Source organism: Flavobacterium wongokense (genome assembly GCF_021608265.1).
GTDB classification, from domain to species: domain Bacteria; phylum Bacteroidota; class Bacteroidia; order Flavobacteriales; family Flavobacteriaceae; genus Flavobacterium; species Flavobacterium wongokense.
This window is the reverse complement of the sequence record NZ_JAKIHP010000003.1, coordinates 316,971-343,271: the sequence shown is the minus strand read 5'-3', so window position 1 is coordinate 343,271 and position 26,301 is coordinate 316,971. Positions and strand designations below refer to the sequence as shown.

29 protein-coding genes are annotated in these 26,301 nt (G+C 38.8%); 7 read left to right on the top strand and 22 right to left on the bottom strand.

The annotated features are described in order from the left end of the window. Nucleotides 1–329: 329 nt before the first annotated feature. The 18 genes from L1S31_RS10815 to L1S31_RS10730 form a co-directional block, all read right to left on the bottom strand. Nucleotides 330–680 (bottom strand): hypothetical protein, encoded by a 351-nt coding sequence (locus L1S31_RS10815; protein ID WP_236464746.1) that lies wholly within the window; start codon nt 678–680, stop codon nt 330–332. 51 nt (nt 681–731) lie between these two features. After that, nucleotides 732–3,290 (bottom strand): multicopper oxidase domain-containing protein, encoded by a 2,559-nt coding sequence (locus L1S31_RS10810; protein ID WP_236464839.1) that lies wholly within the window; start codon nt 3,288–3,290, stop codon nt 732–734. Beyond that, nucleotides 3,290–3,766, bottom strand: a complete 477-nt coding sequence (locus L1S31_RS10805; protein WP_236464745.1) for a DUF305 domain-containing protein — start codon at nt 3,764–3,766, stop codon at nt 3,290–3,292. Before L1S31_RS10805 ends, L1S31_RS10810 begins: the two co-directional genes overlap by 1 nt. Before the next feature lie 19 nt (nt 3,767–3,785). Further along, a complete protein-coding gene (locus tag L1S31_RS10800) occupies nt 3,786–4,034 on the bottom strand; it encodes a heavy metal-binding domain-containing protein (RefSeq protein WP_236464744.1) in 249 nt (82 codons plus the stop codon). Nucleotides 4,035–4,118: 84 nt separating this feature from the next. Beyond that, a complete protein-coding gene (locus L1S31_RS10795; protein ID WP_236464743.1) occupies nt 4,119–4,952 on the bottom strand; it encodes a hypothetical protein in 834 nt (277 codons plus the stop codon). Then, nucleotides 4,949–5,449 carry a heavy-metal-associated domain-containing protein gene (locus tag L1S31_RS10790; RefSeq protein WP_236464742.1) on the bottom strand — a complete coding sequence of 167 codons (501 nt, stop codon included), beginning with the start codon at nt 5,447–5,449 and terminating at the stop codon, nt 4,949–4,951. The genes L1S31_RS10795 and L1S31_RS10790 overlap by 4 nt, the downstream gene beginning before the upstream one ends. A gap of 5 nt (nt 5,450–5,454) precedes the next feature. Then, nucleotides 5,455–5,922, bottom strand: coding sequence for a TlpA family protein disulfide reductase (locus L1S31_RS10785; protein WP_236464741.1), 468 nt, complete (start codon nt 5,920–5,922; stop codon nt 5,455–5,457). Nucleotides 5,923–5,927: 5 nt separating this feature from the next. Next, nucleotides 5,928–6,797: a DUF3347 domain-containing protein gene (locus tag L1S31_RS10780; protein WP_236464740.1), complete on the bottom strand. Its 870-nt coding sequence runs from the start codon at nt 6,795–6,797 to the stop codon at nt 5,928–5,930. A 196-nt stretch (nt 6,798–6,993) separates the two neighbouring features. Next, nucleotides 6,994–7,368, bottom strand: coding sequence for a hypothetical protein (locus L1S31_RS10775; protein WP_236464739.1), 375 nt, complete (start codon nt 7,366–7,368; stop codon nt 6,994–6,996). Nucleotides 7,369–7,492: 124 nt separating this feature from the next. Beyond that, entirely contained in the window at nt 7,493–8,671 is a 1,179-nt protein-coding gene (locus L1S31_RS10770) for a DJ-1/PfpI family protein (RefSeq protein ID WP_236464738.1), read from the bottom strand. A gap of 231 nt (nt 8,672–8,902) precedes the next feature. Continuing rightward, the gene (locus tag L1S31_RS10765) at nt 8,903–9,829 is read right to left on the bottom strand and encodes a GlxA family transcriptional regulator (RefSeq protein ID WP_236464737.1); all 927 of its coding nucleotides are present in this window, start codon (nt 9,827–9,829) and stop codon (nt 8,903–8,905) included. A 167-nt stretch (nt 9,830–9,996) separates the two neighbouring features. Then, on the bottom strand, nt 9,997–10,221 hold the full coding sequence (locus L1S31_RS10760; RefSeq protein WP_236464736.1) for a hypothetical protein: 225 nt from the start codon (nt 10,219–10,221) through the stop codon (nt 9,997–9,999). Next, nucleotides 10,221–10,625 (bottom strand): DUF6010 family protein, encoded by a 405-nt coding sequence (locus tag L1S31_RS10755; RefSeq protein ID WP_236464735.1) that lies wholly within the window; start codon nt 10,623–10,625, stop codon nt 10,221–10,223. The genes L1S31_RS10760 and L1S31_RS10755 overlap by 1 nt, the downstream gene beginning before the upstream one ends. A gap of 105 nt (nt 10,626–10,730) precedes the next feature. Continuing rightward, nucleotides 10,731–11,375 (bottom strand): hypothetical protein, encoded by a 645-nt coding sequence (locus tag L1S31_RS10750; protein ID WP_236464734.1) that lies wholly within the window; start codon nt 11,373–11,375, stop codon nt 10,731–10,733. Nucleotides 11,376–11,470: 95 nt separating this feature from the next. After that, nucleotides 11,471–12,133, bottom strand: a complete 663-nt coding sequence (locus L1S31_RS10745) for a P-loop NTPase family protein (RefSeq protein ID WP_236464733.1) — start codon at nt 12,131–12,133, stop codon at nt 11,471–11,473. Then, nucleotides 12,066–12,941: a transcriptional regulator gene (locus L1S31_RS10740; RefSeq protein ID WP_236464732.1), complete on the bottom strand. Its 876-nt coding sequence runs from the start codon at nt 12,939–12,941 to the stop codon at nt 12,066–12,068. The genes L1S31_RS10745 and L1S31_RS10740 overlap by 68 nt, the downstream gene beginning before the upstream one ends. Before the next feature lie 8 nt (nt 12,942–12,949). After that, nucleotides 12,950–13,243, bottom strand: coding sequence for a helix-turn-helix domain-containing protein (locus L1S31_RS10735; RefSeq protein ID WP_236464731.1), 294 nt, complete (start codon nt 13,241–13,243; stop codon nt 12,950–12,952). Nucleotides 13,244–13,338: 95 nt separating this feature from the next. Next, on the bottom strand, nt 13,339–15,081 hold the full coding sequence (locus L1S31_RS10730) for an AraC family transcriptional regulator (protein WP_236464730.1): 1,743 nt from the start codon (nt 15,079–15,081) through the stop codon (nt 13,339–13,341). Between the two features lie 440 nt (nt 15,082–15,521). Here L1S31_RS10730 and L1S31_RS10725 point away from each other — a divergent pair, with 440 nt between their 5' ends. Beyond that, nucleotides 15,522–16,169, top strand: coding sequence for a hypothetical protein (locus L1S31_RS10725; RefSeq protein WP_236464729.1), 648 nt, complete (start codon nt 15,522–15,524; stop codon nt 16,167–16,169). A gap of 33 nt (nt 16,170–16,202) precedes the next feature. On the opposite strand, the gene L1S31_RS10720 is transcribed toward L1S31_RS10725, so the two are convergent. The 4 genes from L1S31_RS10720 to L1S31_RS10705 form a co-directional block, all read right to left on the bottom strand. Next, complete coding sequence (locus tag L1S31_RS10720) at nt 16,203–17,045, bottom strand: RteC domain-containing protein (protein WP_236464728.1); 843 nt, start codon at nt 17,043–17,045, stop codon at nt 16,203–16,205. Nucleotides 17,046–17,592: 547 nt separating this feature from the next. Further along, entirely contained in the window at nt 17,593–18,276 is a 684-nt protein-coding gene (locus tag L1S31_RS10715; RefSeq protein WP_236464727.1) for a HEPN domain-containing protein, read from the bottom strand. A 31-nt stretch (nt 18,277–18,307) separates the two neighbouring features. Then, the gene (locus tag L1S31_RS10710) at nt 18,308–18,751 is read right to left on the bottom strand and encodes a hypothetical protein (protein ID WP_236464726.1); all 444 of its coding nucleotides are present in this window, start codon (nt 18,749–18,751) and stop codon (nt 18,308–18,310) included. Between the two features lie 20 nt (nt 18,752–18,771). After that, complete coding sequence (locus tag L1S31_RS10705) at nt 18,772–19,143, bottom strand: hypothetical protein (protein WP_236464725.1); 372 nt, start codon at nt 19,141–19,143, stop codon at nt 18,772–18,774. Nucleotides 19,144–19,236: 93 nt separating this feature from the next. Here L1S31_RS10705 and L1S31_RS10700 point away from each other — a divergent pair, with 93 nt between their 5' ends. From L1S31_RS10700 to L1S31_RS10675, 6 genes are all read left to right on the top strand, one after another. Then, complete coding sequence (locus tag L1S31_RS10700; protein WP_236464724.1) at nt 19,237–19,797, top strand: hypothetical protein; 561 nt, start codon at nt 19,237–19,239, stop codon at nt 19,795–19,797. Next, a complete protein-coding gene (locus tag L1S31_RS10695) occupies nt 19,790–20,677 on the top strand; it encodes a hypothetical protein (RefSeq protein ID WP_236464723.1) in 888 nt (295 codons plus the stop codon). The genes L1S31_RS10700 and L1S31_RS10695 overlap by 8 nt, the downstream gene beginning before the upstream one ends. Before the next feature lie 79 nt (nt 20,678–20,756). Then, nucleotides 20,757–21,968, top strand: coding sequence for an ATP-binding protein (locus L1S31_RS10690; protein WP_236464722.1), 1,212 nt, complete (start codon nt 20,757–20,759; stop codon nt 21,966–21,968). Then, complete coding sequence (locus tag L1S31_RS10685) at nt 21,965–22,468, top strand: hypothetical protein (RefSeq protein WP_236464721.1); 504 nt, start codon at nt 21,965–21,967, stop codon at nt 22,466–22,468. The genes L1S31_RS10690 and L1S31_RS10685 overlap by 4 nt, the downstream gene beginning before the upstream one ends. 104 nt (nt 22,469–22,572) lie before the next feature. Continuing rightward, the gene (locus L1S31_RS10680) at nt 22,573–23,838 is read left to right on the top strand and encodes a DNA methyltransferase (protein ID WP_236464720.1); all 1,266 of its coding nucleotides are present in this window, start codon (nt 22,573–22,575) and stop codon (nt 23,836–23,838) included. Then, nucleotides 23,838–26,297, top strand: a complete 2,460-nt coding sequence (locus tag L1S31_RS10675) for an ATP-binding protein (protein WP_236464719.1) — start codon at nt 23,838–23,840, stop codon at nt 26,295–26,297. Before L1S31_RS10680 ends, L1S31_RS10675 begins: the two co-directional genes overlap by 1 nt. Nucleotides 26,298–26,301: the final 4 nt, after the last annotated feature.

Sequence of the window (26,301 nt, the reverse complement as noted above, 5' to 3'; positions counted from 1 at the left end):
TGGGTTCTTATGAATCACTGCACCTGCACGAGATATTAGTTGTCCTTCTGTCAGAAATCATTTTTATTAATTTAAAACCTGAAATTATGAAAGAGTTCACCTTAAAAATCGCTTTACACTTATTCTTGTCGTTTGTATTAACACAATTAGAATGTTTGGCCTTCCTCGTTGGCGGACAGACCATCACCATCGACAGATTCTAGTCTAACCTGGTATCAAAATGCAGGCAGTAAAACAAATGGCCAACTGGGATGGCGGGGTTCGAATCCCTGGTCTGTCACAAAAAAAACCGCACATCGTGCGGTTTTTAATTTTACTTCCTAAGTAAATTAATGAGCAATATGATGATGCGACACCACTATTGAATCATGTTGGTGATGATGCACTTCCGTATGGTGTGCACCGGAGTGATGATGAATTGTATCGCCGTGATGGTAAATTGTATGATGGTGCACATAAACTGAATCATGGTGATGGTAAATGCTGTCATGATGGTGGTACAACGGCCCGGAATGATGTATCGTCAGCATTGCATTTGCGTTTACCATTTTATTGGTAGATTCCGCCATAATTGTTGCTGCTTCTAAATTTTCAGTTTCGGGATTGTCGGAATTATTGCAGCTTGCAATAAACAGGCCCGTAACTCCTGCTAAAATAAGTGAGGCTATTTTATATTTCATCTTTTTAATTTTTATTAATTATTAGATAGTTAGCTAATATATTGATTTTTTTTAATAATTAAGGTTTACACCTACGCCAAATCCCATATCGCTGTCGTAATGTGTCCGGGCGCTAAAATTCCTTTCGATAATGTAGCGTAATCCTGCCATGTATTCCTTATCGGTATTCCACATCAAGTCCATTCTGATTCTTTTAGAAACCGGTATGTCCATTCTTTCTAACTGGAACCTGAAATTGCCATCGGTAAATACCTCAGCCTGTGCCTTTATCAGCATTGGCAGGGTATACTCTAATCCTGCACTGAAAACGGAACGTTTGTCTTTGGTATTTGACTGGCCGAAAATATTTTCTTCCATTTCACCTTCTTCCATTTCCCTGTAGCGCCAATCGAAGCCTATGAAAGGCATCAGCCATTGCATTTTACCAATGTACCGCCCGATATGCGTTTCTGTTTCGTAACCGTGCATATTGTTATAACCCAATCGCCACTCCGTACCGATACTCCAGCGTGTGTTGCTTAACATAGCCATACCATCATTTCCGTTTGTGGCAAAATCATTTTCTGCCATAAAATGGAATTCCCTGTCATCTGCAAATAATTTACGTTGCGCTAATTTTGGGTTTGGTATTTCAGGATTGGGTGGTGAATTTTCATAGGAAAAAATCCTGCCCATTCCCGCCATCATGTGGTAGAGGATATGACAGTGAAAGAACCAGTCGCCTCCGTCTTCACTCGCTGCGAATTCAATGGTATCGGTCTCCATTGGCATGATGTCAATAATATTTTTGAGAGGAGCGAAATCACCCTGACCGTTGATGACCCTGAAATCATGGCCATGCAAATGCATTGGGTGCCGCATCATGGAATTATTATGTAATACAATGCGTAAAATCTCTCCCTTTTTAATCAGGATCTTGTCGGATTCGGAAACCACTTTATTATCGAGGCTCCAGACATAGCGGTTCATATTTCCCGTAAGCTCAAATTTGAGTTCCCTAACCGGAGCATCTTTTGAAAGCGCCGTGCTTGTTGGGGATTTCAGCATTGCATAATTTAATGTCACTATATCGGCAAGCGCATTGGGTTTGTACTTGTTATCCATGTTGTGCATGTCGTGGGTCTTATCGGAGGTTTCTTGCGTTTTTCCTTTGTCCATTTGCATTGGCATTTTTTTGGAACCTTTTTCCTGTGGGCCTGTAATCTCAGGATACATTACGGCGTTCATGTCCATCTGGTTCAACGACATCTGCATTCCCATATCGTCGAGGTCGCCATTCATCTTCATCATATCGTTCATCATCTGCATTCCTTCAAAGTATTTTAGTTTGGGTAAGGGTGAGGTGAGCTGTTTTATACCACTACCAATATAGAGTGAAGTAGATTTTGTCCTGTCTTCGGGTGTTGCCAAAAACTCATAGGAAGTGTTTTCTGCCGGAATGCTAAGTATAACGTCATAGGTTTCGGAGACCGCAATAAGTAAACGGTCTACTTCAACAGGCTCGACATCATTACCATCACTGGCGACAACGGTAATTTTGCCTCCGGCATAGGTAAGCCAGAAATTACTGGAAGCGCCTCCATTGGATACCCGTAACCTTACTTTATCTCCTGCCTTGAATTGCGAAAGCTGGCTTTCATTTTTACCGTTGATTAGAAACTTCTCATAGTAAACATCACTTACATCCATTGCGTTCATGCGCTTCCATTCGTTGATGACCTTGGTTTTGAAATACCCCTGTGCAATAGCTTCGCCATAGCTTTGGGTCGTTCCTTTTTTTATGGCAAACCAATCGGAAGCATTGTGCAGCATCCTATGTACATTTTCGGGTTTAATATCTGTCCATTCGCTTAACACAATCGGAATGGTTGGAAGGTCATCGATACCTTCACGGAAATTAGGATCGGAGTTTCGTTTGTTCATTACAAATGAACCGTACATACCGATTTGCTCCTGCAATTCGGAATGGCTGTGGTACCAATGCGTGCCATGCTGGCGGATTGGAAAGGAATATTTGTAGGTACTGTTTGGTTTTATTGGCATTTGGGTAAGGTTGGGCACGCCATCTTCCTTATTGGGTAAAAAGAGACCGTGCCAGTGTAATGATGTTTCTTCATCAAGTTCGTTATGGACATAAATCTCTGCGGTATCGCCTTCAGTAAATGTTAGGGTAGGCATTGGTATTTGTCCGTTCACGGCAATTGCCCTTCGTGATTTTCCGGAAAAATTCACAACCGTATCGCGAACATATAAGTCGTAACGGACAACTTTGGGAGGCTCATCCTTTATCACTCTTTTCCTGAGTGGTGGATTCACTGTTACCTTCTCCATGGTTTTCATATCATGTCCCTTCTCCGGATTTATGTTATCTGAAGATGTAGCTTTCGCTTTTTCGGTTGCTGCCTTTTTTGCAGGCGCTGCCACTTTTGGTTTAGCGGGTTTAGCGGCCTTTGGTTTTTCCTTTATCAGTGCCATTCCGCATTTGGGACATTTTCCCGGTTTTGGAGAATGGATTTCGGGATGCATGGAACAGGTGTAGCTAATGGTTTGCGCCTGCGCCAGAGGTGCGCACAGCACAAAGGTGACTATTAAAAGGAGCTTCTTTATCATCATGGTTTTGCATTTTCAAGTTCCTCGATTTTGGCTTTCATCTGTGCTATTTCAGCCTCCTGACTCGTAATGATCTTCGTGGCCAATTCCTTTATTTCCGGATCGCTCAGATTCGCCTCTTTTACCATTAGGACCGCCGCCGCGTGGTGTGGAATCATTGATTTCAAAAATTGTTTGTCACCGACTGCGACCTGCGAGCGTATTGCAAAAAAGAAAGCAACCAGTGCGACTGCACTGATTGCCATAATGCCTAAATTGGCTTTTTTATTTTTATACATTGCACCCATAACCAGAAGTTCAATTATCACCATTGGCATGGTCATCAAGCCTGCCATATATATTTGATTGACATTCGGGATGACATTTTCAAACCGGTCTACCATGGAGTACATTAAAATGTACATCGCTACAAATGAAAGGACAATCATTATAAGCAGCCTGCCATAATGATGCATTCCGCCGTTACTGTGGTTCATGTGATTTTCCATAACCGTTTTACTTTACAGGTTCGGTAAGTTCCATACCGCATTTTGAACATTCTTCCCCTTTTTTTCCCTGTACTTCAGGGTGCATTGGGCAGGCATACAATTGTTCTGCTACGGGTTTTTGGATGGCAGCCGTATCGGCCGTTGTGGTATCAACGGTTTGTAATGTTGGTGCATTATCGGTTGTTTCCGTTTTTGTTTTGGAATTGCAACCTACGATTACTAATAGAATTACTGATAAGAACATTAAATTTTTCATGATTTTGTATTTTTTAAATTAGTATTTTGATTACGCCGCGGCAATGAGCATGGCAATCGTTAAAGTGTCTTCTATAATTGTGACTTATTTTCCTTCTTCTTTTTTATTTGCCTGTAAAAAATTGAAGAAATTGTATTCGATATTAAGGTAAAATCCGTTTGGCGCCGAACGCAGCATTGAACTCATCAATTCACGCCTGTAGGCAAGGTCTAAGCGTGCCTGGCTGTTGAAAATAAATTGAATTGCAGGGACAACGTCTAAAGATGATTTACCATTTTCATTAATTGTCTGTCCGACAAATTCAACCATCAGGTTAATGTTTGTCTGCTTAAAGTTATTGTATTTTTTTGGATACATCAACTTACCGAAAGACAAAGTATAATTTGTGGCATTGTTGCCAAATTCATCAGGGAACTGATAGTCGGGTTTATTATCCAATGCTTTTTCAAAACTGACTGAAGCGCTGATTGCTACTTTTTTAATCAGTTTGGTAGCAACCAGACCTGTTTCGAACCCGGTATTGTGCCCGTTGATTTCAATTTGTTCCTGGTGGATGTCAGAGTTGTTGATACTATATCTTCCAAAAGCTGCCAGGCGGAAGTGACTGTTCAGATCGTCTGTGGAATAGAAACGGTATTTGGTATATAAACTTGCGCCTTCGGTCTTCAGGCTTTTTGAACGATCGCTTAAAAATGCAGATGCCCTAAACATCAGATTTTTGTTTACGCCATAGGTGATTTCTGGTATTAAGTGATAATTAAAACCAGTTTCGAATTCTTCCTTGAAGCGGGATTGTGCAATTCTAACACTGAGGGTATTTGCGGGAACATTACTTGCCGGGTCGGTGACCACAAATAATTCCTGGCTATAGCTGTTTTGAAATACAAAAACGAGTAGGAGGAGGACTATCTTTTTCATTGGTTGAGCACCTTAATGTGAAAATCATCCTCATTGCTTACTGCATAGGTCTCAACATTTTTGAATGATTTGGATAATTTTTTGAATTCCTTTTCGGTTACATACCCTTTATCGAGAACCTGGATCTGGATATCGGCATCACCAGCTGAAGCCTTATTGACCAAAACATAGGCAGGCTGTTTAACCGTATCTGATTTTGTCGTTAAAACCAAAGACCCAATAAAGAACCCTGCCTTTTCGACTTTGTCCTTAAATACCTTTGGACTTAAGGTATTGCCCGGGGTAAGGGTTACCACAAACGTATTGGTGTTTAAATCTGTTGCTACCTCCACGACTTCGGGAAGGCTTTTAAGCTGTTTGTTTATGGCATTGGAACACATGGAACACGTAAGCCCAGTTGCCCTGATTTCTGCTTTTGAAATTTGTGCATTTGCATCAAGACCTGTCAGTAAAAGCAGGGTCGCTACAAGTGTGTATAGATTATTGATGATTTTCATTTTTTTTAATTTAAATATTTGATTATTTCTTCTTCTGTTGGATTAATGGCTATTAAAATCCCTTTTTCGGTAAATAGAAATTTAGCAGGCAATGCTTCTACACCAAACCGTATGGCTGTGCCTGCATCAAAGCCACTAGGATCTATCAGCTGGGTGAATTTCAGATTGTCTTTTTCTATTGCTTTTATCCACTTCGATTTATCGGTGTCAATTGAAATTCCGAAGATCTGGATTTTATCTGCACTCAAGCTGTTGTGAAACTTCACTAATTTTTTATTTGCCAACCTGCACGGGGCGCACCATGATGCCCAGAAATCGATTAGTAAGAGTTTCCCCTGGGGTTGGCTGATGCCCACGACCTCATTGTTTTGATTTTTCAATGCAACCTCCGGTAGAGCATCGCCAATCTTAAGCTGGGCAGTGACAATTGAAGTGTTTGCCAGTAAAAGGATTATAAAAAGTATTGTCCTCATTTTTCCTATTTGATTGTTTCGACTATTTTACCACAGCTCAGCATCGCTGCGCCGTAGTATGGATTTTTAACAGCAGCTTCCTTACTCAACCAGTTAGCGCCTTTACCATCATTGAACATCGGGCAGAATTGAAAATATACCGGTGTTTCATACCTGGAAGCTTTTATCAGTGTATACATGTCTTTGGACAATGTTGCGAAATGATCGCGCTGATGCTTTACATCCTTAGTGTCTGAAATGTGTTCGGCATCTTCCTTTATTGTATTTAATACTTTCATCCATACCGTATGAACTTCCATATCAAGTTTGTCCATTTTTACAGCATTGACTGCGGTTAAAAGTTCTTTTGAAACTATGGCTGCTTTGCTGCCATCGGAAGCGATTAGCGCATCCTTTACCCCGAAGTATTTATCGAAAACAGCTTCCAATTGGTTTTCCTTTTGCGTTTCTGTTGCTGTTGTTCCTGAATGGTCGTGGTTTGAATGGTCTTCACTAGCTGCAGCAGCATCTGCTTCTTTATTTGCCGATGTTTTTGCTACCCTATCATATTGGCAACAACCGTGGAGATTACTGTAAACATCGTCGGGAGCGAGGAATTTATCACTGTCGTAACCCGCCAAGGCGATCCTTTTGAGTATTTCGTCCTGATTTGTCTTTTTCGAATCGTAGGTTAGCGTAGCCATTTGGGTGTCATGGTTCCAATCGACATTTGCAATTTTTTTGATGCTGCCTGCCTTTTCGATTTTTGCTTTGCACATTCCGCAGTTGCCGTATATCTTTACCTGTTCGGTAGTTGCGTTTTTGATTTGTGCATTGATTGTTGTTGACAGCAATACAGTAATTGCCATCACTATTTTCATAAATGAATTTTTCATTTTTAAATAATGTTTGTAACCAAAGTGATGCACTTTGATTGATTGATAAAATAATTTGATTTTAATAAACAGCTTAATGCAGATAGCGATGTTATAACACCTTGAACAATGTCATCGATAAACAATATTAAACCGTGTAATTGAATAGCGGAACCGCTACGGATTTGACACACCTATGGCTGTCAAGAAATTGAATTTAGCTTATTTTGGGAATCAGCCAAATTGAATAGTAGCCCTCGGAGATTGATGGTGCCGTATAGGAGAATCTTGTTCTTTTAATTACAGCATCGTTGGGCGTGTTGTTTTCAAAAACGAATTCTGTGAATAAAGTTAAGGGTGTAACAGAACAAATTGACGAACAATTACATTGGGAATGGCCGCAATTGCCTTTACATCCTTTATGGTCCTTATTTTTGGAATCTTTATCGTTACCGCAACAATTCTTTTTTTCTGCCTTTTTGGAGGACATCTCTTTTTTACAGGAATCCTTACCGCTGCCACAAGCAAATGTTGCTGACGGCATCAGGAAGAAACAGAGTGTTATGAATGTTATGATGTATATTTTTTTCATTTGTAAAACAAACTGGTACAAAATTAATTATTCTTTGTTATAATTTTAACAATGTTTAGTTAATTTTTTAGGGTTATGATTAGTGATTGATAATTGAAACTTCGGATTTTATAGTCAGACAGGTTTAATTATAATCCAGAAGCAGCCTTGTGATATTTTCAAACTTCTGACCGTACTGCTCCTGAATCCTTTGGAGGCATTCATTGATTATATACTGATTTGCGGCCGGACTGTATTTGATTAGGGGTATGCCTTTTAACAAACTATTGTCTGAACCCGTAAGTTTTTCAGGAACTAAAATGTGGAGTTCGTCGAGTTCCTGGTCGCTCAGCCTATTTGTTGGAATAATCGTCAAGCCGTATTTTGAGGTTATTGGATTGCCATTGGCTGTAACTGTACCCAGTGCGGATGGAAATGTACGGTGATAGGAATCCAGTACGGCAGCGAGCCTGAGTTCGCTAATGCCATCCTGAAGCAGCACGCCTACCTTTCTGTTCTTCCTAAAGAACAATTTATTTGCAATGGTGAATTTATTAGCTGTTTTGATGGCCACACTTTTATGCTTATCTTTAATTTGATTGTGGGGATAGTGAATATCCTGCATTACTTTTTGTACAGTTGCTTCCCCAAACATTTCATTGATGATGGTCAGGCTGCCTTCTACTGCATTTGACACTCCAGCGGTGCTGTAAAGATTATCGCTTTTGGTGACTGAAACATCCTGGATCCACTGAGGGTTTTTGAAGACTTCCCTGCTTTCCTCAAACATAGAAGCATGTGTAGTAAGCGGCCTGCCATCATACAGACCAGTTGCTGCCCCGACCAGGGAACCGGCACAAACTGACAGGATTTTTGTATCGGCAGTATTTTTTTCCTTAATCCATTTTACGATGGTTGATTTAGGATCGGTAAAAACCTGAACCATAGCCGGAATAACTATGACATCGGGCTTTATTTTCAGGGAATCCAATTCTGCAAAGGTAATGTCCGGGTAAATGAACAGACCACTTAGCAGGACGATTGGCGATTTCCTTTCAGCTATTACATATACGTTTGCCCTGCCGGTAGTATTGAAGAGGTAGTAGGGCGCCATCAAATCGAAAATTTCGGTACCGTCATTATGAGCCAGGACGACAATCGTTTTTTTAGCCCTGTCGTATTTAACCGGATTTAAATTTTGTTGGTCAGTTCCATTATATACCGGCACCTTGTAAAATTCACGCAATGGCTGGCAGCTTGTGTATACCATTGCCGAAAGGATCAGTATTGGTACTATGATCCAAAATCTTTTTTTAACTTTCATTTTTTTACTTTTTATGTTTTGTTATTTGTTTTGGTAAAACCTTTTACTTGTTTAACAGGGCAAATGTATGGTGGGCATTTGGTGCCTGCGTGACAATAAAGCGTCAAAAAAGGACAGATAAACAATTGGTTATCACTAATTATCAGGTTGTAATTTTAGCACATGAATATTCCCGTCCGCTCAGATGAGAGACAAAAAAGGAATCCTTATAATTGGTTTTCCTGCTTAGGTTTAGGCCTGGTTTTGATTTTTGAGGATGCGCTGCAGCTGACGTGCTGATTTGAAACCGCATTGGGAAGCTATATACTCAATAGTGTATTCGGGATTGTTTACCAATGTTTTTGCAAACTCTACCCTTAACAAAGTAAGGTATTCAATGATGGTTGTGCCTGTTTTCTCCTTAAAGACACGACTAAGATTGCGGGGACTCATGGCGACAAGATCGGCTAAATCTTCGACACTATTGTCTGCCGATAGATTATTGATCATGTGATCCTGTACTTCGTGAATTTTTGGATGGATGTGGTTCCTGTAATCGAGGTAAATGCTTTTCTGTGTATGGTTATCGTTTCTCCTGTAATAGACTACCAAACCCCTTGCTACCTTATGGGTAAAGAATGCACCCTTTAATTCTTCGAGAATAAACAGTGCCAGGTCAATGCCTGAACTAATCCCGGCACTGGTATATATGTTGTTGCTCTTTTTGAAAAGAATATCGGTCAGCACTTTTGCCTTTGGGAACATTGCCTTCAACTGGTCTATCCTTCGCCAATGCGTAGTGCATTCTGTATCAGTGAGCAAACCTGCGTGGCCTAATGCAAAGGCACCATTGCATACCGAACAAACCAACACTTTTTTGGCGGACATTTCCTTAAGCCAGTTGAAAAAATCCTTTTCTGCCCTAAAAGGCATACTGTCGACATAATCAAAACTCATTCCCGGCATGAAGATATAATCGCCTTCCTTTAAAGCGGCTTCTGTATAGCCTGCTACTTTTGCAAACGCTAAGCCTGAGTTACTGATAGTTTCCGGAGTATAGGCGTAAAATTCAAGTTCAACCTCTAAACCATAATATTTAGCTTCAGTGAAGACCTGCAGTGGCCCCGCAAGATCTAAAATCTCAACAGCTGGAGGAATTATAAAGGCAATTTTTTTCATAAGTGTACTTTCATGTAATGATGTAAAAGTAGCCGGCTACTTCATACGCTGCTGGACAAATCTACGTCAGATACTGACAAATTGATCAGTTAAGTGCCCAGGTTGTGCTTTAAACACTTTCACTAATTGTTTTAATCAAGAATAAATTTAAGAAATAAACACCTACCTCATTCAAGAATTTCACAATTGTAACCCAGTTGCTTCATATACCTTAAAATGTAATTGTTTTTGGCATTGCTTGTGCGCTCTATCCGGAGGATTTTGTCGCAGTCCTCTAAATCAAAGTTGATTTTGCTGGCAACCATAACTTCCTTAAGGTTTTTTACTATGCGGGCAGCATCCTGCTTCGATCTGACATTTGTCTTAAACACTTCAATCATATCGGTAATCATTAAATAGTAGTTGGATTAAACTCCTTTTGCCTAAGTACCTTCAGGACAAGATATATGCCTACGACAAAATCAAGGGAAGAACAAAACCAATCATAATGGGGAGGTAGTAGTGCAGCGTCGAACCAAAAAATATAGAGAATGTCCCAAAGACCATGTAAAAAATACCCGACCGCCAAAATATATGTATTTTTTGTAAGCCCGTAATACGCTATCAGGACAAAAACAATTGCCTGAATTGATGTAACAATGACTGTTGCTGTGTCAGTCCAGGTATAGCCAACATACAGGAAGCCAATTCCTGCAAGCGTGAGCGCGTAGATATAATTTTTATTAAATTGTTTTAAGATTTCGAAAGCTATTATTTGCAATAGCGCTACTGTGATTCCGATGATAATTGCTGTCATTTTTTCATTTTTAGATTAAACCGTTCTTATTTTGACGTGGCAAAGATAGGCTGCTGTTTACCCTGCTTAAATGACAAGGATGCGTCATATAAGGACAAGGTATTCCTAATCCGATTTCCTGTTTTTATTTATGTCGTCGAGGTAGAACTGCAGGTCGTAAAGGTATATCAGTTCGTCATTTTCCTCAGATGGCATTTGAGCCAGCTGGACAAAGTTGATGTTCTCGGCCATTACTTTTTCGCCCAGTAGATCCTGCATCATAATATTGATTAGGGTGGGCAGATTTTTATTGTGGGAGAAGATGGTATAGTTTTTCAGGTAGACAATCATGTCTATTTTTTTCTCACCGTCATATTCGAAAGGAATAAATTTAAGCTCGCTTGCCTTTAGGATGATATCCTGAAAAATGTAGGGTTCATCCTTGCCTGCCTCGATATCGTCGATATCCTGCCGTGGCTGGATAAGCGCGGTGAATTTCCAATCCCATAAGCGCGGAGCCGTTTTTTCCAGCTCGATGGCCATAGAGAAAAGTTCCTGCTTTCCTCTTGCCGATAGTATCAGCTTTGTCTTTTTTTTCTTCACTTTGGGAAATACAATTATATACTCCAATCCCGGGAAGTAGAACTGAAGGTGCCAATCGAGCCAAAATGTATAATGCCTTTGCTCTTTGTGATTTAAAGTTGTGAGGTTCTTCAATTTGCTTTTATGTTCCAGGAACCATTTCCAAAAGTGTTTTGTTTTATTTTTCATTGTTGTTATTTTTTAAAGTTTTAATTGAAAACGTCATTACGCCGCCTGGCTCTATCGCTAAAACAGTCCGCAGGACTGTTTCTTAGCACTTGGCCCTATCGTTTATCGCTAGTATTTTTTTCATATGCTATTAAGTTCATCATCTGCCTTAAGCGGCTTCGCACACGAACACCATAGTGCTGCTCGATCTCGGATGCTGACAGATTTGTGGTGATATGAGTTGGTATGCGTTTGGCAATAAAAATGTCATAGCGACTGAGTAAGACCTCTGCCATTACGTTGCATTCGTTGCCGTAGTATTTTAAATTATTCTCAACACCCAGATCATCGAAGCAGTAGATTTTTGGTTCGGAGATGTAGAGCTTTCCATTGGCATAGCGATGTATGACTTCGTAACCGTCCTTAATAAATTCAAAGCTTATATCACGGCAGGGTTTTACGGAAAATTTATGACCTGCCGGTGTTAAGTGCTTCATTATATTTAATAAGGATGTCTTACCGCAACCGACCGGACCTGACAGTATTATTCCTTTATCAAGATCCAAATTGTACCTGTACGCGGTTTCCTGATCTTTGAGGAAGTATGCAATCAAACGATAGATTACCGAATAATCATTCTCAATTATCCTGAAATGGTTCCCATATAATTCGATACCCTTTTTTTCGATCCATTGTATTATATCATCGTAGTTAAAGTGGCTCTGAATAATCCTTTCCTGCTGAATTATCGAGTTGTTGTGTGCGGTCTGTTCGTTCATTTGCAATGAATTTTGGTGCATTTAACATCCAGTTATTGGCAGCAGCCTGCCAGTCGGCCATTGGCGTTTTGCCTCCTACCCGCCAGCCGATGCTTTTGAAATAATTGAAAAACTTGTTTGCTTCGAGTTCGGGAAAGTTCTGCATTTGGAAGTAATGGAGTACTTCTGGAAATTCAGGAGGTTCCCTTTGCCTCCTTGTTTCATTATTAGGGGAGTCGGCGAATGTTGCAAACATTTCTTCTTTTTTAGCGGAACTTTTTTCTTCTTTTAAATTTTTTCTAAAAATGAACTGTTTCTCTTCTTCGATTTTTTGTTCGGGTTCCCCCAAGTTTGAACTGTTTGGATTGTTTGAATTGTTTATAGTGTTTGTATTGTTTATATAAGGTACTACGACCTGTTTATCAACTTGTTCAGTGGCTGTACTATCACCAGCCTGTAACTTGTTCGCAGGCTGTTCATCGACAGGTTCAAAAATTGGACTGGCTGGCTTGTCTGATTTAGACAATGGCTTCAGGTTATCTGAAAAATTGAACAGGAATACATGGCTGCCCTTAAACGGGTTGTATGACGGTTCGTACTTGATGTAGCCCTGGGCATGCAGCGCTTTCAGGCATTTATGATAGGTTGCCTTTGAACTGATTTTGCTGATGCGCATGATTTCATCCCGCGAAATGCTGATTGGGTTTTTGAATCGGTTGCAGTTCCAGAACTGAAAAAGGGACATGTACAAACTTATATGTGTCGGATTCAACTGCCTGTCGGCTGCAACCTTATCGAAAAAGCCGGTAAGGTGTTTAATGTAATTCATGATTTGAATTACTTTGAGTTGAACAATGTTCTTTCTGAACTGACCTTGTTTTCTTCGAGGATTTTGTCGATATCCTTTTGGGCATAATAAATGATGCCGCCAATTTTGGTATAGGATAGTGTTTTATTGATCCTTAATGTCTGCAATGTTCCGGGAGAAATGTTTAAAAGCTTTCGGACTTCACCGGATTTGAGCCACTGTTTGGGCTGCTGTGCATTGATTTTGAGTAGTTCCTTCAGGTCGGATAGGAGCAGGGTGCGGAATTCATTTAAATCTTCGCGGGTAACGACTTCGATTGCCATAACGTATGTTTTAGATTGTTATGGTGCAAAATTGTGGGGATTGCTTGAGTTTAAATCACAAGCCGTTCACAAGTTGTGAAAGAAAAAAGCACAATTTATTGGGAATTGTCCGCCGCCATTGCTTTCTTTAATTTGTAAATGAAGTAGGTTGGCGTTATCCCTGTGTATGATTTGAAAGCATTGGTGAAATGTTGGGTAGTACGAAATCCGGCTTCTTCACCTAATGCCTTGTGGGTATAATTCCTATACCTGCCTTCGGTTTTGAGCATTTCAACAATATAATCCAACTTTAAATCGGTGATGTATTCTATTGTGCCTTTTCCGCGGTGTTTTGCGATAATTTTTGTTACATATTTATCGTTGGTATGAAGCAGGGCAGCCATTTTTCGAACGGTCATGTCTTTTTCCAGGTACTTCTTGTTACCTTCGAATTTCTCCAGTTTTTTGACAATGGCAGCCTCAATGTCGGGGCTTATAGTGCGAGCCGGTTTATCTTTTGCGTCAAAAGTCTGAGGAACCTGCTTCGCCGGTTCGCTGATGCCCAGTCCGACTTCAGATTCATTAAATACAATGACTCTTGGTACCGTATGCTTCGCTGTGTCGCGGTTCATCAGTTCTTCAAACAGTTTCTGGTTACGCCGGTTTCTGTGTATTAAATAGATAATAACAACTATCAAAATTAAAACAACTACGCAGGCTGCAATCCGGGTCAATAGCACGGTATTCTCGATTGCATTTTTGGCTTTGATCAATTCCTTAGTATCATATTCCTTAACGATTTTCCTTAAAAGGTATTTGTAATCCTGCGCCAGTATCCTGTCAATTTTCAGTAACTGATTGATATAAAAAAGCTGCGATTGGGTGTCATTCCTTTCTTTATAGAAGTCGATTAAATATTCATAGCCTTTCCTGAGATCGGGCAGCATATATCCTTTTTTCTGAAAAATATCGTCAACCTTCTTAAAATAGGTTACCGCATCACTATACCGCTTTAATGCCCAATAGGACTTTCCGATATGAAAATAGGCGATGGCTTCGTTTGCATAATCCTTGAGCGCAATAATTTCGGGCAGTGCAGTTTTCAGGCCTTTAATCGCTACTTTATAATTTCCTTGATAACAGAAATTGATTCCCCTGGAATGTTCAAAATAGCTTTCCATGCTTGTGTCGTCAAACATCCTGCCTTCATTGATACCCAAATCATTTGTCTGTGATGCCCAATCATATTTTCCATTTTTTGTATAACACAGCCCCAGCATGTGCAAGGAATTTAGATACGCACGATCATTTTCCTCCTTAAAATATGCTACGCACTCTGTTAGCAAGGCAATTGCCTCATCGTAGAAACCCAAATAGTATTTAATTTTTGCAATCTCATATTTTGTCTTACTTGACAGTAGGGGATTATCAACCCTGGAAATAAAACGGTCAGCAATTATGTAATTGTCAAGCGCCTTAATATGTTCCATTCGGCTGTAATGAATAATTCCTTTTGTGAGATAGGATGATCCGATAAGTTCGTCGCCTTTGTTTAGTAAGGCATAATTGATCATGCTGTCTGCATAAATCAGCCGCGCTGATTGGTCTGCGTTTATGATGCACGCTTTATAGGCCAATGCTAAGTGCTCATAATTTACCTTTTCGTTCTTCGCCTTTTTAAGCAGTGCACTAACGTAGATTTTTGATTTTGCAGGATTGTATATACTATTTCCAAACTGACTGTGCAGGTACTCAAAGCTTTTACCAGTAAGTGTGTCTAAAGGTGTATCAACAGCGCGCTTTGGAAAAACACACTGCACCACCAATAGTAAAATAACTACATATCCCTTTTGAATCATTTGTAAATGTTGACATTCCTATATAATCGCAGCACATGTGAGAATCGTGGCAATTTGCGAATAAATGTAAAAAAATTATTGGAATAGGACGGTTCAAAATAATTAAAAGTCGATGAATAACCTTACTACTCTCTAAGTTACTGGCCTGTGGCTAATTAAAACAAAAACTAGAGTATGCGGTTCGGGAATCACCTACAATGTGGTTCCCGAACGCCATAGTCATTGCCTTGTGGAGCGCGAAAAGGCACTATAGATTTGCCTCCGAATTCAAATGGTTTTGTTATGAGCAAAATCAAAAATCCACTGTTCAGATTACCCCGGGCGAAATGAACTGATGAAAAAAGTAATCAGTAACATTTTAACATTTAACAACCATGAAAAAATTATATTCATGCTTAATTATTTTGACTTTTTTTACTTCCTGCACCCAAGATGAAAAAATGGGACAGGAACTCAATACAGCGATCAGTAAAGGCATTGGTTCTGTAATGCCAGCGTATAACGCTAATCCATATGATAATGCCGGGCAGGTTTATGACGAGTTATTCAGCACCTATTATGATGGAACCGTGCGGCTAAACAATGCGCAGTCTGTAATCAATCAAGTTGAGACTATTGCCCAAGGCAGCAGTTCATTTCTTTCTATTGCTACTGGAGGATACGCGCCTTTAAGTGTTGAACGCATAAATTACCTAGCCGAAAAGCGAAACTCGGATATAGGTGCCATTATCGGAGCAAGTTCTCTATCACCACATGGTAAGACCAGCTTTGCCAACTTCCTGATTTCATTTGTGGCCTTATATGAATCAGATGCAGACGCTATAAGCATGTTTAATGCAGTGATAAAGTATGAGGACAGTATTATTGGTAGCACGTTATTGCCGGAAAATGACAAGCGCATACTTTTGACTACTACATCGATAGTGCGATATAGTTCTTACAGGGCTAAAAAGAGGCCTAAAAAGAATACCGATCCAGATTGGATTATATCAGTTGGGCACGCCTTCGGAACCGAGGAAGGTGCTGAAGAAAACATGGCGAAAGCTATTGTTGAAGGTTTAGTAACCGGAATTGTTTCCAACAAGTAAATTTAAAAAGTCCCTCTGACGAGAGGGACTTTCCTACACCTCATCGGCATCATCCATCCGCAAGATCAATTTTTCCTTTAGGACGTTCAGGAACTTTGTCCTTTCGGATTTCCTGGCGCGTATTTCGAGAAATACCCTGTTGAACTGCCCGAGATCGACGCTGAATGCCGTTTCGAAAAAGTTAACCACTTCCTTAAGTTCTGTATGCCCATTATTTATAACACCCTCAGCGTGCAGGGCATAAATAAGTTCTATCAATGCTACTTTGGAACCAGTCCAAGTTTGATTCTTATGGCCGTTAGAACCAATTATACTGTCTGTTTTGTTGTCGAGATCCTGTATTTCTGATTCCAGGAAAACCTTGATGGCATCGTTTGCCAAAATTTTAGCTACTTTATAATCGTGGGAGGTTGAAAACCGCTGGTCGGCCTGGAAATAGAAGCTATCTAAAGTGAGCCTTACGTCGTGCTTACCGCGCAAAAAATATTTGTTATCCAAGGCCTGGTTCCCGGTTCGGTAGTACCGGTAGAATTCGAGGTTCTCATTAAAAAAGGATTCAAGCTTGCTGAGTTCGGACCTGTAGTAGTTGCGGATTGCTTTTTTGGAACCAATCGGTTTGTTTGAAACAATGGTATAAATCTCGTTGTAGTATATGAGTTTGGAAGCTAACTGCGGTTTTGAATTCCGGAAAAAATCAATTTCTTCTGCCTTGTTCATAAACTGATGGGCAATAAATTTGGTTTTTAACTTTTCAAGCACTGCGACAGATGCCTTGATTCCGAGTTCTGCATATTCAAGCGGTTCAGCTGTATCAGCGTGAATGTTATGCAAGCGTTCCTGAAGTTCTGCCAATAGTTTTTGGGAAAGCGATTTCATGTAGGGATGGTTGATTTGACGGGCAAATCTATCGGAGTAGGTGGTTGGTTGCAAGGGGTAAAGTGTGGGATTCCCGAATTAACTACCTGTCATTCCAGAATTGCATAGTAAGTTTTTAGGAACTAAAGTTCGCATACTGGCAGTCCCTCCCTTTAATTTCAGATCCGAATTGAATACTGTAGTATGTGCGAACTAAAGCGATTGCCGAATGTCAACTAAATAGGAATCACCTAGAGCAATACTTTTTACCTTTGGCACAAAATTTATTTTGCCAAAGATTGCCACTCTAAAATGCAGTGTGTAATTCCCGAATGACATACTATAGAAATAGCATAAGACATTATTAAGTCTTATAATTGCGTCCAAAAACATGCACTATGACATTTTTTTGGCTATCAGTTTTATTTATTGTTTTTGTTTTCCTTTTTTGCCGTGAAGTCCAGTCGGACCGAAAGAAGTTTGAAAAGAAACGGCAATCTGACAATGAGCATATCCTAAGGGAAGTGGAGCGGTTTTTAAAAGAACAGCCGAAATAGCTTATCGACTACTATAAAAATAAATTTTCACTAAATTCTGTGGACCTTGCAATTTGACCTTCATATATATTTTTAGTGCTTCCACCCTTTACAATCTTTTCGTCCTGAACCACAGATCCAATCCTGATGTGGATAGAAAAGCCAATATCGGGCTTTTCCATAAAGTCTTTTTTATTCTCTTTGCTTAGGATAAAGTTGTTGTCATAAAGATGAGGCTCCTTACTCTTAATTGACCTGGAGTACGCTGACATTGACTGACCGCCATTTTGTGTATCGGCAATAAATCTTTCAAGGTAATCAACAGTGTAATCCAGTTCACCAATAAACTGATTTATGTAAAAGCCCATAAACAATGGTTTTTCAATTTTGTCGTAGTACCTAATTTTAAAAGCATTTTCCAATATTTCCAAGAAGACGGGATCAAATTCTTCCGTTACATCGCTTTTGACTTTAGACAGCAGATTTTTCAGTAATTCAAATCTGTCGAAATGGTAATGGTATCTTTCCTTTTCCTGAAGATTGAATACAATCAGCGCTTTCAGATATTTTTCTACCGCAGTGCTCGCAAGCGTTAGTCCCTGGACTACTAAATGATTATTGAGCAACACGCGAGCAGCAATGTAATCGCGATACCCGAGGTCCATTAACCAACTTCCCTTAAAAAGTTTATCTGTCCATGAAATTGAATCGTCCATTCTGTTTGAATTTATGAATAGTACAACTTTATTAAATTGAATTTATCACTTTGGTATGTAATTCACTTAATTTCTGATGTGCGTGCGCTATAGTTACTGTCGCTGTTTTCGATTTAATGACCTGCTGATTATGCGTTTTGCGGTCCATCTGTGCCCGATCATCAATAATTATGCGTCCTAATCGTGCCGGGCTGCTTTCCTCAACCGAAACAAACGAATGACAAATTGTATCCCGCAGATTCCGCAAATTAACTCCACTCATAAATTCCTCCGATAAATCGAGCTGCGGGGTTTTTGAAGTCATTCCAGCATCCAATTGATCATTAGTTGTGTAGGGAATGAGTAAATACATTGCAATTATTTCACGCACACCAGGTATCGCGAGAAAACTGTCATTTCCATCTAAAATATTCTTTGCAATCTCTGCAAGAAAAATGGAGTGTTCCTCAAAATTGGTGTTCCTATCCTTAATCATATTTTTCAGCTTATTAATTACTATGGGTCAATAAGCCACCGGCTATCTACAAATGAGGCTGTGACATTTCCGAGCAAGTCGTTCTGAGCATTGCGAACATAGAGCTGCCGGAAAGTTCCGATTGTAATTGCCAGCTCATCTACATTTGTATTATAGTGAACCGCAATTAAATTGTTGATTTCAGATTGGTTATCAAAGTACACAACATCCCATCGTAGGTTAGCAACAGAACTTGGGTGTGTATCCACAATTACATTTCCAGGTGTGTGTGTTATGGCTACGGTTCCCAAATTCTTATCCTGGTATAGTACCTCTGCAAATGTACCATAGTCGATACCGCGATCGACCGGAATTTTTAAGGCCTTTGACAATAAATTAGCTAATGCATCCATAATTTTGTATATTTTGACCATGTAAATATACTAATAAACACCCATTTAAGATGGAAGCATTAGTACATCACATAAAAATAAAAACAATGATTGATGGAAAATAACACTAACAGCAGTTTAATAACCGGCAAGGCCGCAGAACGCTATTTTGACCTGCATAATGCCTTATTGGAATTTTCGGAACTTTTTACCTATACCGATCCGAGCGATCGAAATATTGCCATAGTTGGCGCCACCTTTCTTGAAATGGTAATCGACCACATCCTCATGGCATTTTTGCCTGAGGATGAAAAGGAAGTTGCCAAAATGATGGAAGTTAACCAGCCACTTGGCAACTTTAGCAATAAGATAACCATGTGCTACTGTTTGGGCCTTATTGATAAAGTAATTAAGGACGATCTTAACTATGTGCGGAAAGTGCGCAATAAATTTGCACATGATATGTCTGTTAGCTTTGACAACGAACCTATACAGGCGTGGTGCCGGGAACTGAAATGGCACAAAATATCACTTTGCGCCAAACCGCCGGCGGATGCAACCAACCGCGATTTTTACCAGGTTGGGGTACACCAGCTGATTACCCATCTGAACGGATGTGTTGGTATGGCCCGATTTCAAAAACGGACTTTATTAAATAATTTTAGCAATGGATAGCATGGACTGGAATTCGTTTTTTTCTGCCTTTTCACAAAGTGCTGCTGCCATAATTGGGATTATCGCGGCTTTCCTTATTTCTAAAATATTGGGAGAAAATGAGAAACTTGAAAACCAGACGGATGCGATTGACCGGCTTGTAATAAAATACAACCATCTTAAAAGCAAAGCAGCAATCAGGAGTTTTGAGTGGTACGACAGGCGACAAATTGAATACAGCAGCAAGTTAACGAAAGCTATTGAAGAAGAAGCGTTTGAAGGCCTGACTAAGGAACAGCGGCTTGAAAAACTATATGAAATAATGCCAATACTCTATCGTACTCTGGCTTGTGAGGAAGAATTAGATAAACGACTGAAAGCAATGGAGCCTATTTATTTTCCGATAGGTAACGGAAAAAGCCTTAAGCAAGCCAGCTACCACATGGCGCTTGCACCAAACGGATTATGGGATAATCTCAGTGAAGAACGTGAACTGATAGACCAAATTGAAATTGAAAGCCACACCCTAATCAATAAATTTAAAAAACTGGAAAGCGGACTGCATGCGACGCGGAAAAATTTAATCCCATTGAAGAACGCCATATACCTTCAGTCGATTGCATTTTTACTAACGGTTGTGTACCCGCTGCATTTTATGCCGATGGTTTCTAACACGCAACCACAAGTTGGATTGTCAGCAACCGTAATTGCCACGACGTTATTCTCCTTTAAAGGCGTTTTCCTATTGTTACTGTGCGTAGTTGTGCTTGGCATTTTCGGCTATTTTTTGCAGGTTATAGCAAAACTTCAGCGGGCGTATGACCAAGCCGAAAACTGCTTGTTGCCCGAGTATATGGATGTTACAAAGTATTCGGAATATTTCAGGAACAATCCTACTTAAGTGGTAAGACATAGCCAACCAAAACACCCTATTTTTAATAAATTTTTGTTTAAATTTACCCGCATTATTTAAATCGATTATGAGCAAAATAAGAATAAAGAATTTCGGACCTATTAAGCAAGGACTTAAAAGTAATAACGGCTGGATTGAAATAAAAAAGGTTGCCGTCTTTATAGGTGATCAGGGTTCGGGTAAAAGTACCGTGGCTAAGCTTATATCTACATTAGTATGGATTGAAAAGGCTTTAGTTCGTGGGGATTTTAATGACCTTAGCGGCCCAGAGTTTAAAGACCATTGTGCTTACCAGAATATTGGGTCATATTTTAAGCCAGATACTGAAATTGACTATCAGGGTGATGCGTTTTTTATTACTTACCTTAACAAAGAAGTTTCAATACAAAAAAATATAGCTAATGGCTATGCTTTTCCAAAAATTATGTATGTCCCAGCGGAGCGAAACCTTGTTAGCGCAGTGCTAAATGTTGATGACCTTGAAGGATTGCCAAGCACATTGTACACTTTTTCGAAAGAATACATCAATGCATTGAATGACTTAACATCTGGGCAAACTACAATTCCGCTAAAGGATTTTAAAGTTGAATATGACCGGATTTCTAAAATTGTATATTTAAAATCTGATGAGTTTAATATTAAATTGTCTGAAGCTTCAAGTGGATTTCAATCTTTTACGCCTTTATTTTTAGTAACGGGATTTCTTTCCAATATCTTAAACAGGAAATCCGATAAGTCTAAGAAGAATTCAAGTATCGAACAAGACCAAAAGCTACGGAAACGAATCCAGGAAATTATGCATAATCCTAACCTTACTGACGAAGTGAAGGAAGGAATGTTAGAGGTGCTGTCTGCTGAAATTAAATACAGCGCATTCATCAATATTGTTGAAGAGCCGGAACAGAATCTGTTTCCAACGTCACAACGCGAAGTATTAAACAATTTATTGGCTTTTAATAACCAAGACGTCAATAACAAACTTGTAATTACAACCCATAGCCCATATCTTATAAACTACTTAACGCTAGCGGTTAAAGCGGATAGTTTAATAGATAATACAAATTCTTTACAATCGCGCAAAAAGTTGAATAAGATAGTTCCAATAGAATCATCTCTAAATGGAAAAGACTTAGTAGTCTATGAGTTTACAGGAGAAGGAGAAATCAAAAAACTGAAAGATCATAAAGGTATGCCATCAGAGGACAATGAATTGAATTATGAATTAGGCGAAACCAATGAATACTTTGCCCAATTGCTAGAAATTCAACAGGGCTTATGAGCGTAAATTTTTTTTTGGGCAAGTGCCAAGATAATCGTTCTGAAAGAATTTTTGGATTGCGAGACCGCGAAGGGAAAAGACCTGCTTATGTAGATAATGTTACTGCAAACCGTAAATTATGGACTGCTACAGTAGTCAATAAGCAAAGATATAATGTACGTTTTGTGGCTATTGACTTTTGTGTACCATTTCCAAGAGTGGAAGGGAAAAAGGTTAAACGATGTGACTGCGGAATTTTTTATAATTCTACAGTAACTTTTATTGAACTTAAGGAAAGAGGCAATAAACGCAAATGGCTGACTGATGGTGATGCGCAGTTGCGTAACACCATTGATGCATTTAAGGCAACTGACTTAGCTGCTGACTATCCAGTTAAACGGGCTTATATTGCAAATAAAAAGCAACCGCGATTTAATAAGGCGCATACTCGTAGAATGGATGAATTCTATGATAAAACAGGATACGTTTTAAGGATTCAAAGTTCAATAATTTTAGAATAAATTCCGTTATTCGACATAAATAGGCTCCATAACTATTTAGACAATTCCTTGCATATTGCGATTTAAGTAAATATATTTGAATAATTAATCTAAATTACACGAAATTGTTATCTAACTATCTACCATTCAATAACTTAATAACTAATGACGAATGGACTTTCAACGGTGTTCGTTCTTCGGAAAATTGGACGCATGGATATCATCGATATCCTGCTAAATTTCTTCCTAATATAGTTAAAAAAATCATCGAAACTCATACAAATGTTGGTGATACTGTCGCGGATCTCTTTGCGGGGTGCGGAACCACGCTCGTAGAGGCCAAGATACATGGTAGGGTTTCAATAGGCGTAGATATCAATCCTGTTGCACAATTAATAACTAGTGTAAAGACTAACCCTATTACTCCTGATACGTTAGCCAATGTTTATTCTACAATTAAGAAAGTTATAACAGACTATAATGCAGAAGTATTTTCAACTGCAGTAAAACATGATAGGATTGATTATTGGTTTTTTCCTGAAAATAGGAACAAAATAGCGTACTTATATGAAGCAATCTTAAAAATGGAGGAATCACAGCAAGTTAAGGATTTCTTTTTGGTTGCGCTTTCCAATGTACTAAAAAATTGCTCTAAATGGTTACAATCAAGTACCAAGCCTCAAATAGACCCTGATAAAATTCCTTCTGAGCCATTTGCAGCATTCAAAAAACAAGTAAATTCGATGTTAAAGAAGAATGACGCGTTTTTTAAAGAACTCAACAAATTAAATTATTTAAATACGGACTGCACAATTCACCTAGAAGATGCAAGAAAAACAAGTATTGCAACAGGATCTGTGAGCGCGGTAATAACTTCGCCTCCTTATGTGACATCTTATGAATATGCAGATTTACACCAGCTAACAGCATATTGGTTTGATTATATCTCAAATTTAATAGACTATCGAAAGAATTTTATAGGTACATTTTATTCCTATGGCGAGAAACTAGAATGTGATTCAAAAATTGCCCAAGTAATAATTGAACAGCTAAAGGAAAAACATCTTCGTACTGCTAAGGAAATGACAAACTATTTCAACGACATGCAAAAAGTGGCAGTTGAGATGCATAGAATACTTAGAACCGAGGGTAGAGCTTTTATTGTTATAGGAAATACTACATATAAAAATATTAAAATTGAATCCGCTGAAATATTTGGCGAATTACTTGAATTAAGTGGTTTCACAATAGAGAATGTGATTAAGCGATCTATACCCTTTAAATTGATACCTACAATTAGGGATTGCAACACTGGAAAATTCACCACTGCTGCCAACAAAAACAGTAAAGAAGTTTATCCCGAAGAATATATTATAATTGCGAAAAAATAATGGATTTTAAAAAATACGGTACTAAAGTAGATGATATACCTGTTTATGTAAGCTACAGAATCATCGAGCTTTTTTCAGCCGGATTGTATTCAAGCCCAAATAAAGCATTTGAAGAGTTAGTTAGTAATTCATATGATGCGATGGCAGATAAGGTAGCTGTATATCTACCATTGGATAAACTCGATGATAAATCTATCATTTGGGTTTGTGATAATGGAACTTCGATGGATAAAGCTGGCCTTAAGAATCTTTGGATGATTGGCGAGTCTATAAAATACGGTGCTGAACAAAAGGAACGTCCTTTAATTGGAAAATTTGGTATAGGGAAATTAGCTACATATATTTTAACCTACAAGTTAACTTATATATGTAAGACCGAAGAAGGTTTCTTTTCTGTGACAATGGATTATCGGGATATTAGAAAGGATACCCAAGAAATCAAATTAGATGAGTTGGAACTGACCGAGACTGAAGTTATCGAGTTAATATCTCCATATCTACAAGTAAATGGACAGCAAATGATTCCGTTTAAGCTATGGGGCGAGGGTGCTGAAAAAACTTGGACGTTCACCATTATGAGTGATCTGAAACCAAAGGTGTCCGAAATTCAAGACGGCAGATTAAAATGGATTCTATCAACCGCTCTACCTTTAAATCCAAAGTTTCAGCTTTTTTACAACGGAGATTTGCTAAAATCAAGCAAAGAGAAACTAACTCCTATCCAAACTTGGATTTTTGGGGATGAAACGGATACGGTCGTTGATAAATTTGATGATTATTCATCAGGAAAAGATGATGGTGGCTTTTATGTTGATATGCCTAATTTAAAAAAGGTTCGTGGTTATGTAGAGTTGTATAATGATTCCTTAGTAAAAGGAAAGTCAAACGATTGGGGACATAGTCATGGTATTTTTTTGATGATTAGAAAGAGGTTAATAAATGTTGATGATCCCCTTTTAGGAATGCCTGCGATGACACATGGTGTTTTTAATAGAATTAGAATTGTAGTTGAAGCAGATGGACTGAATGAATATATCACTTCTACTCGCGAATCCATTAAAGACGGTGCTCCATTCTTTGATCTAAAAAAATACATTCAAAGGAAATTTAGTGAAGCTCGAGAATATTATTTTTCTAAGGTCGATGAAGATGAAAGAAATAGTCGCGCTTCTTACAAGGTATCACATGCAGCAGGCAGTATGACGAGAAGGCCACTATTGGTTGCTGCAAAGAAATTTTTCTCAGGTGAAATCTCGAAATTAGTACTGACAGATATTCCATCTGGATTATCCCAAGAAGAAAAAGATAAAATAATTCTGCAATTAGAAGAGGATTTGACCAGTGAATCCGGAATTATTAAAGAGGTGAAATGGGATACATTGCAAACCGATGATCCACTTGCAAAATTTGACCTGGTCAGTGGAGTAGCTAGTATCAATTTAGTACATCCATTTTTTGCCAATTTTGTTGAGGTAGCGAATCCATTACCTTTCCAGCTTTTCGGATTAACGGAAATATTAACAGAAGTTTCTTTAGTTGAGCAGAATATAGATGAAGCTCAGATAAAAGAGATAATGTATCGAAGAGATAGCATTTTACGTGAGCTGACTGCTAGTGATAAACAAAACGCTCCGGCAGTAGCAAGTTTAATAAGAGCAACCCTAAATAATGCAGATGGTCTAGAAGATGCGCTAGTTAAGGCATTTTCCGCTATAGGATTTGAAACTACTCCAATAGGCGGAAAAGGTACACCAGACGGAATTGCAACTGCTTATTTAGGACATAAGCAATCATCAGAAAATTATAAAGTTACCTTTGATGCGAAGAGTACGGGTAAGGAAAGAATAATGGCAAGCACGGCTCATATCTCCGGCGTAGTTAGGCATCGTACAGATTATAGTGCTGAGTTTGCAACGATTGTAGCCATCGACTTTCAAGGTGCATTGGATGAAAATTCTGCTGTGAATAAAGAAGCGAAAGCTGCAAAAGTTAATTTGTTAAGAGCTAATGACTTAATGGCCCTTGTTTTACTGGCAGGTCCGAAACAATTAGGCTTACATCAGTTGAGAGATTTTTTTGAAAATTGCCATACAGTTATAGAAACCTCAAAGTGGATCAATGATTTCAAAAATAAACAAATTGACAGAGGACCAATTAAGGAAGTTCTGGATGCAATATTTGCTTTAACCAAAAACGATACTGAACGGCCTAACATCCCCAGTATAAGAGCTGCCTTAAAGTATCAGTTCGGAATAGAAATTTCATCTCAGGCAATTATCAAGATAATTGAGAGTATTAAAACTCAGGTGCCCAATTACATATCTTATGAGAACGATCTGGTAAGTATTCAAAACACGCCGGAAATAATATTAAGGGCGTTAAATCAAACCTCTGTTGATTCTGCTATCCCATTTGAATTTAGGGATATGTATTTGGAGGCATTTGGACTTAATGAGTAGTTTA

Coding starts and splice junctions, on each gene's coding strand:
- L1S31_RS10795 (WP_236464743.1), bottom strand. CDS start 4,952: ATGAAAAAGATAGTCCTCCTCCTACTCGTTTTTGTATTTCAAAACAGC.
- L1S31_RS10780 (WP_236464740.1), bottom strand. CDS start 6,797: ATGAAAAATTCATTTATGAAAATAGTGATGGCAATTACTGTATTGCTG.
- L1S31_RS10815 (WP_236464746.1), bottom strand. CDS start 680: ATGAAATATAAAATAGCCTCACTTATTTTAGCAGGAGTTACGGGCCTG.
- L1S31_RS10695 (WP_236464723.1), top strand. CDS start 19,790: ATGGATAGCATGGACTGGAATTCGTTTTTTTCTGCCTTTTCACAAAGT.
- L1S31_RS10685 (WP_236464721.1), top strand. CDS start 21,965: ATGAGCGTAAATTTTTTTTTGGGCAAGTGCCAAGATAATCGTTCTGAA.
- L1S31_RS10805 (WP_236464745.1), bottom strand. CDS start 3,766: ATGAACCACAGTAACGGCGGAATGCATCATTATGGCAGGCTGCTTATA.
- L1S31_RS10730 (WP_236464730.1), bottom strand. CDS start 15,081: ATGATTCAAAAGGGATATGTAGTTATTTTACTATTGGTGGTGCAGTGT.
- L1S31_RS10785 (WP_236464741.1), bottom strand. CDS start 5,922: ATGAGGACAATACTTTTTATAATCCTTTTACTGGCAAACACTTCAATT.
- L1S31_RS10775 (WP_236464739.1), bottom strand. CDS start 7,368: ATGAAAAAAATATACATCATAACATTCATAACACTCTGTTTCTTCCTG.
- L1S31_RS10725 (WP_236464729.1), top strand. CDS start 15,522: ATGGGACAGGAACTCAATACAGCGATCAGTAAAGGCATTGGTTCTGTA.
- L1S31_RS10750 (WP_236464734.1), bottom strand. CDS start 11,375: ATGAAAAATAAAACAAAACACTTTTGGAAATGGTTCCTGGAACATAAA.
- L1S31_RS10765 (WP_236464737.1), bottom strand. CDS start 9,829: ATGAAAAAAATTGCCTTTATAATTCCTCCAGCTGTTGAGATTTTAGAT.
- L1S31_RS10810 (WP_236464839.1), bottom strand. CDS start 3,290: ATGATAAAGAAGCTCCTTTTAATAGTCACCTTTGTGCTGTGCGCACCT.
- L1S31_RS10690 (WP_236464722.1), top strand. CDS start 20,757: ATGAGCAAAATAAGAATAAAGAATTTCGGACCTATTAAGCAAGGACTT.
- L1S31_RS10715 (WP_236464727.1), bottom strand. CDS start 18,276: ATGGACGATTCAATTTCATGGACAGATAAACTTTTTAAGGGAAGTTGG.
- L1S31_RS10735 (WP_236464731.1), bottom strand. CDS start 13,243: ATGGCAATCGAAGTCGTTACCCGCGAAGATTTAAATGAATTCCGCACC.
- L1S31_RS10790 (WP_236464742.1), bottom strand. CDS start 5,449: ATGAAAATCATCAATAATCTATACACACTTGTAGCGACCCTGCTTTTA.
- L1S31_RS10710 (WP_236464726.1), bottom strand. CDS start 18,751: ATGATTAAGGATAGGAACACCAATTTTGAGGAACACTCCATTTTTCTT.
- L1S31_RS10675 (WP_236464719.1), top strand. CDS start 23,838: ATGGATTTTAAAAAATACGGTACTAAAGTAGATGATATACCTGTTTAT.
- L1S31_RS10705 (WP_236464725.1), bottom strand. CDS start 19,143: ATGGATGCATTAGCTAATTTATTGTCAAAGGCCTTAAAAATTCCGGTC.
- L1S31_RS10700 (WP_236464724.1), top strand. CDS start 19,237: ATGGAAAATAACACTAACAGCAGTTTAATAACCGGCAAGGCCGCAGAA.
- L1S31_RS10745 (WP_236464733.1), bottom strand. CDS start 12,133: ATGAACGAACAGACCGCACACAACAACTCGATAATTCAGCAGGAAAGG.
- L1S31_RS10770 (WP_236464738.1), bottom strand. CDS start 8,671: ATGAAAGTTAAAAAAAGATTTTGGATCATAGTACCAATACTGATCCTT.
- L1S31_RS10740 (WP_236464732.1), bottom strand. CDS start 12,941: ATGAATTACATTAAACACCTTACCGGCTTTTTCGATAAGGTTGCAGCC.
- L1S31_RS10800 (WP_236464744.1), bottom strand. CDS start 4,034: ATGAAAAATTTAATGTTCTTATCAGTAATTCTATTAGTAATCGTAGGT.
- L1S31_RS10720 (WP_236464728.1), bottom strand. CDS start 17,045: ATGAAATCGCTTTCCCAAAAACTATTGGCAGAACTTCAGGAACGCTTG.
- L1S31_RS10755 (WP_236464735.1), bottom strand. CDS start 10,625: ATGACAGCAATTATCATCGGAATCACAGTAGCGCTATTGCAAATAATA.
- L1S31_RS10760 (WP_236464736.1), bottom strand. CDS start 10,221: ATGATTACCGATATGATTGAAGTGTTTAAGACAAATGTCAGATCGAAG.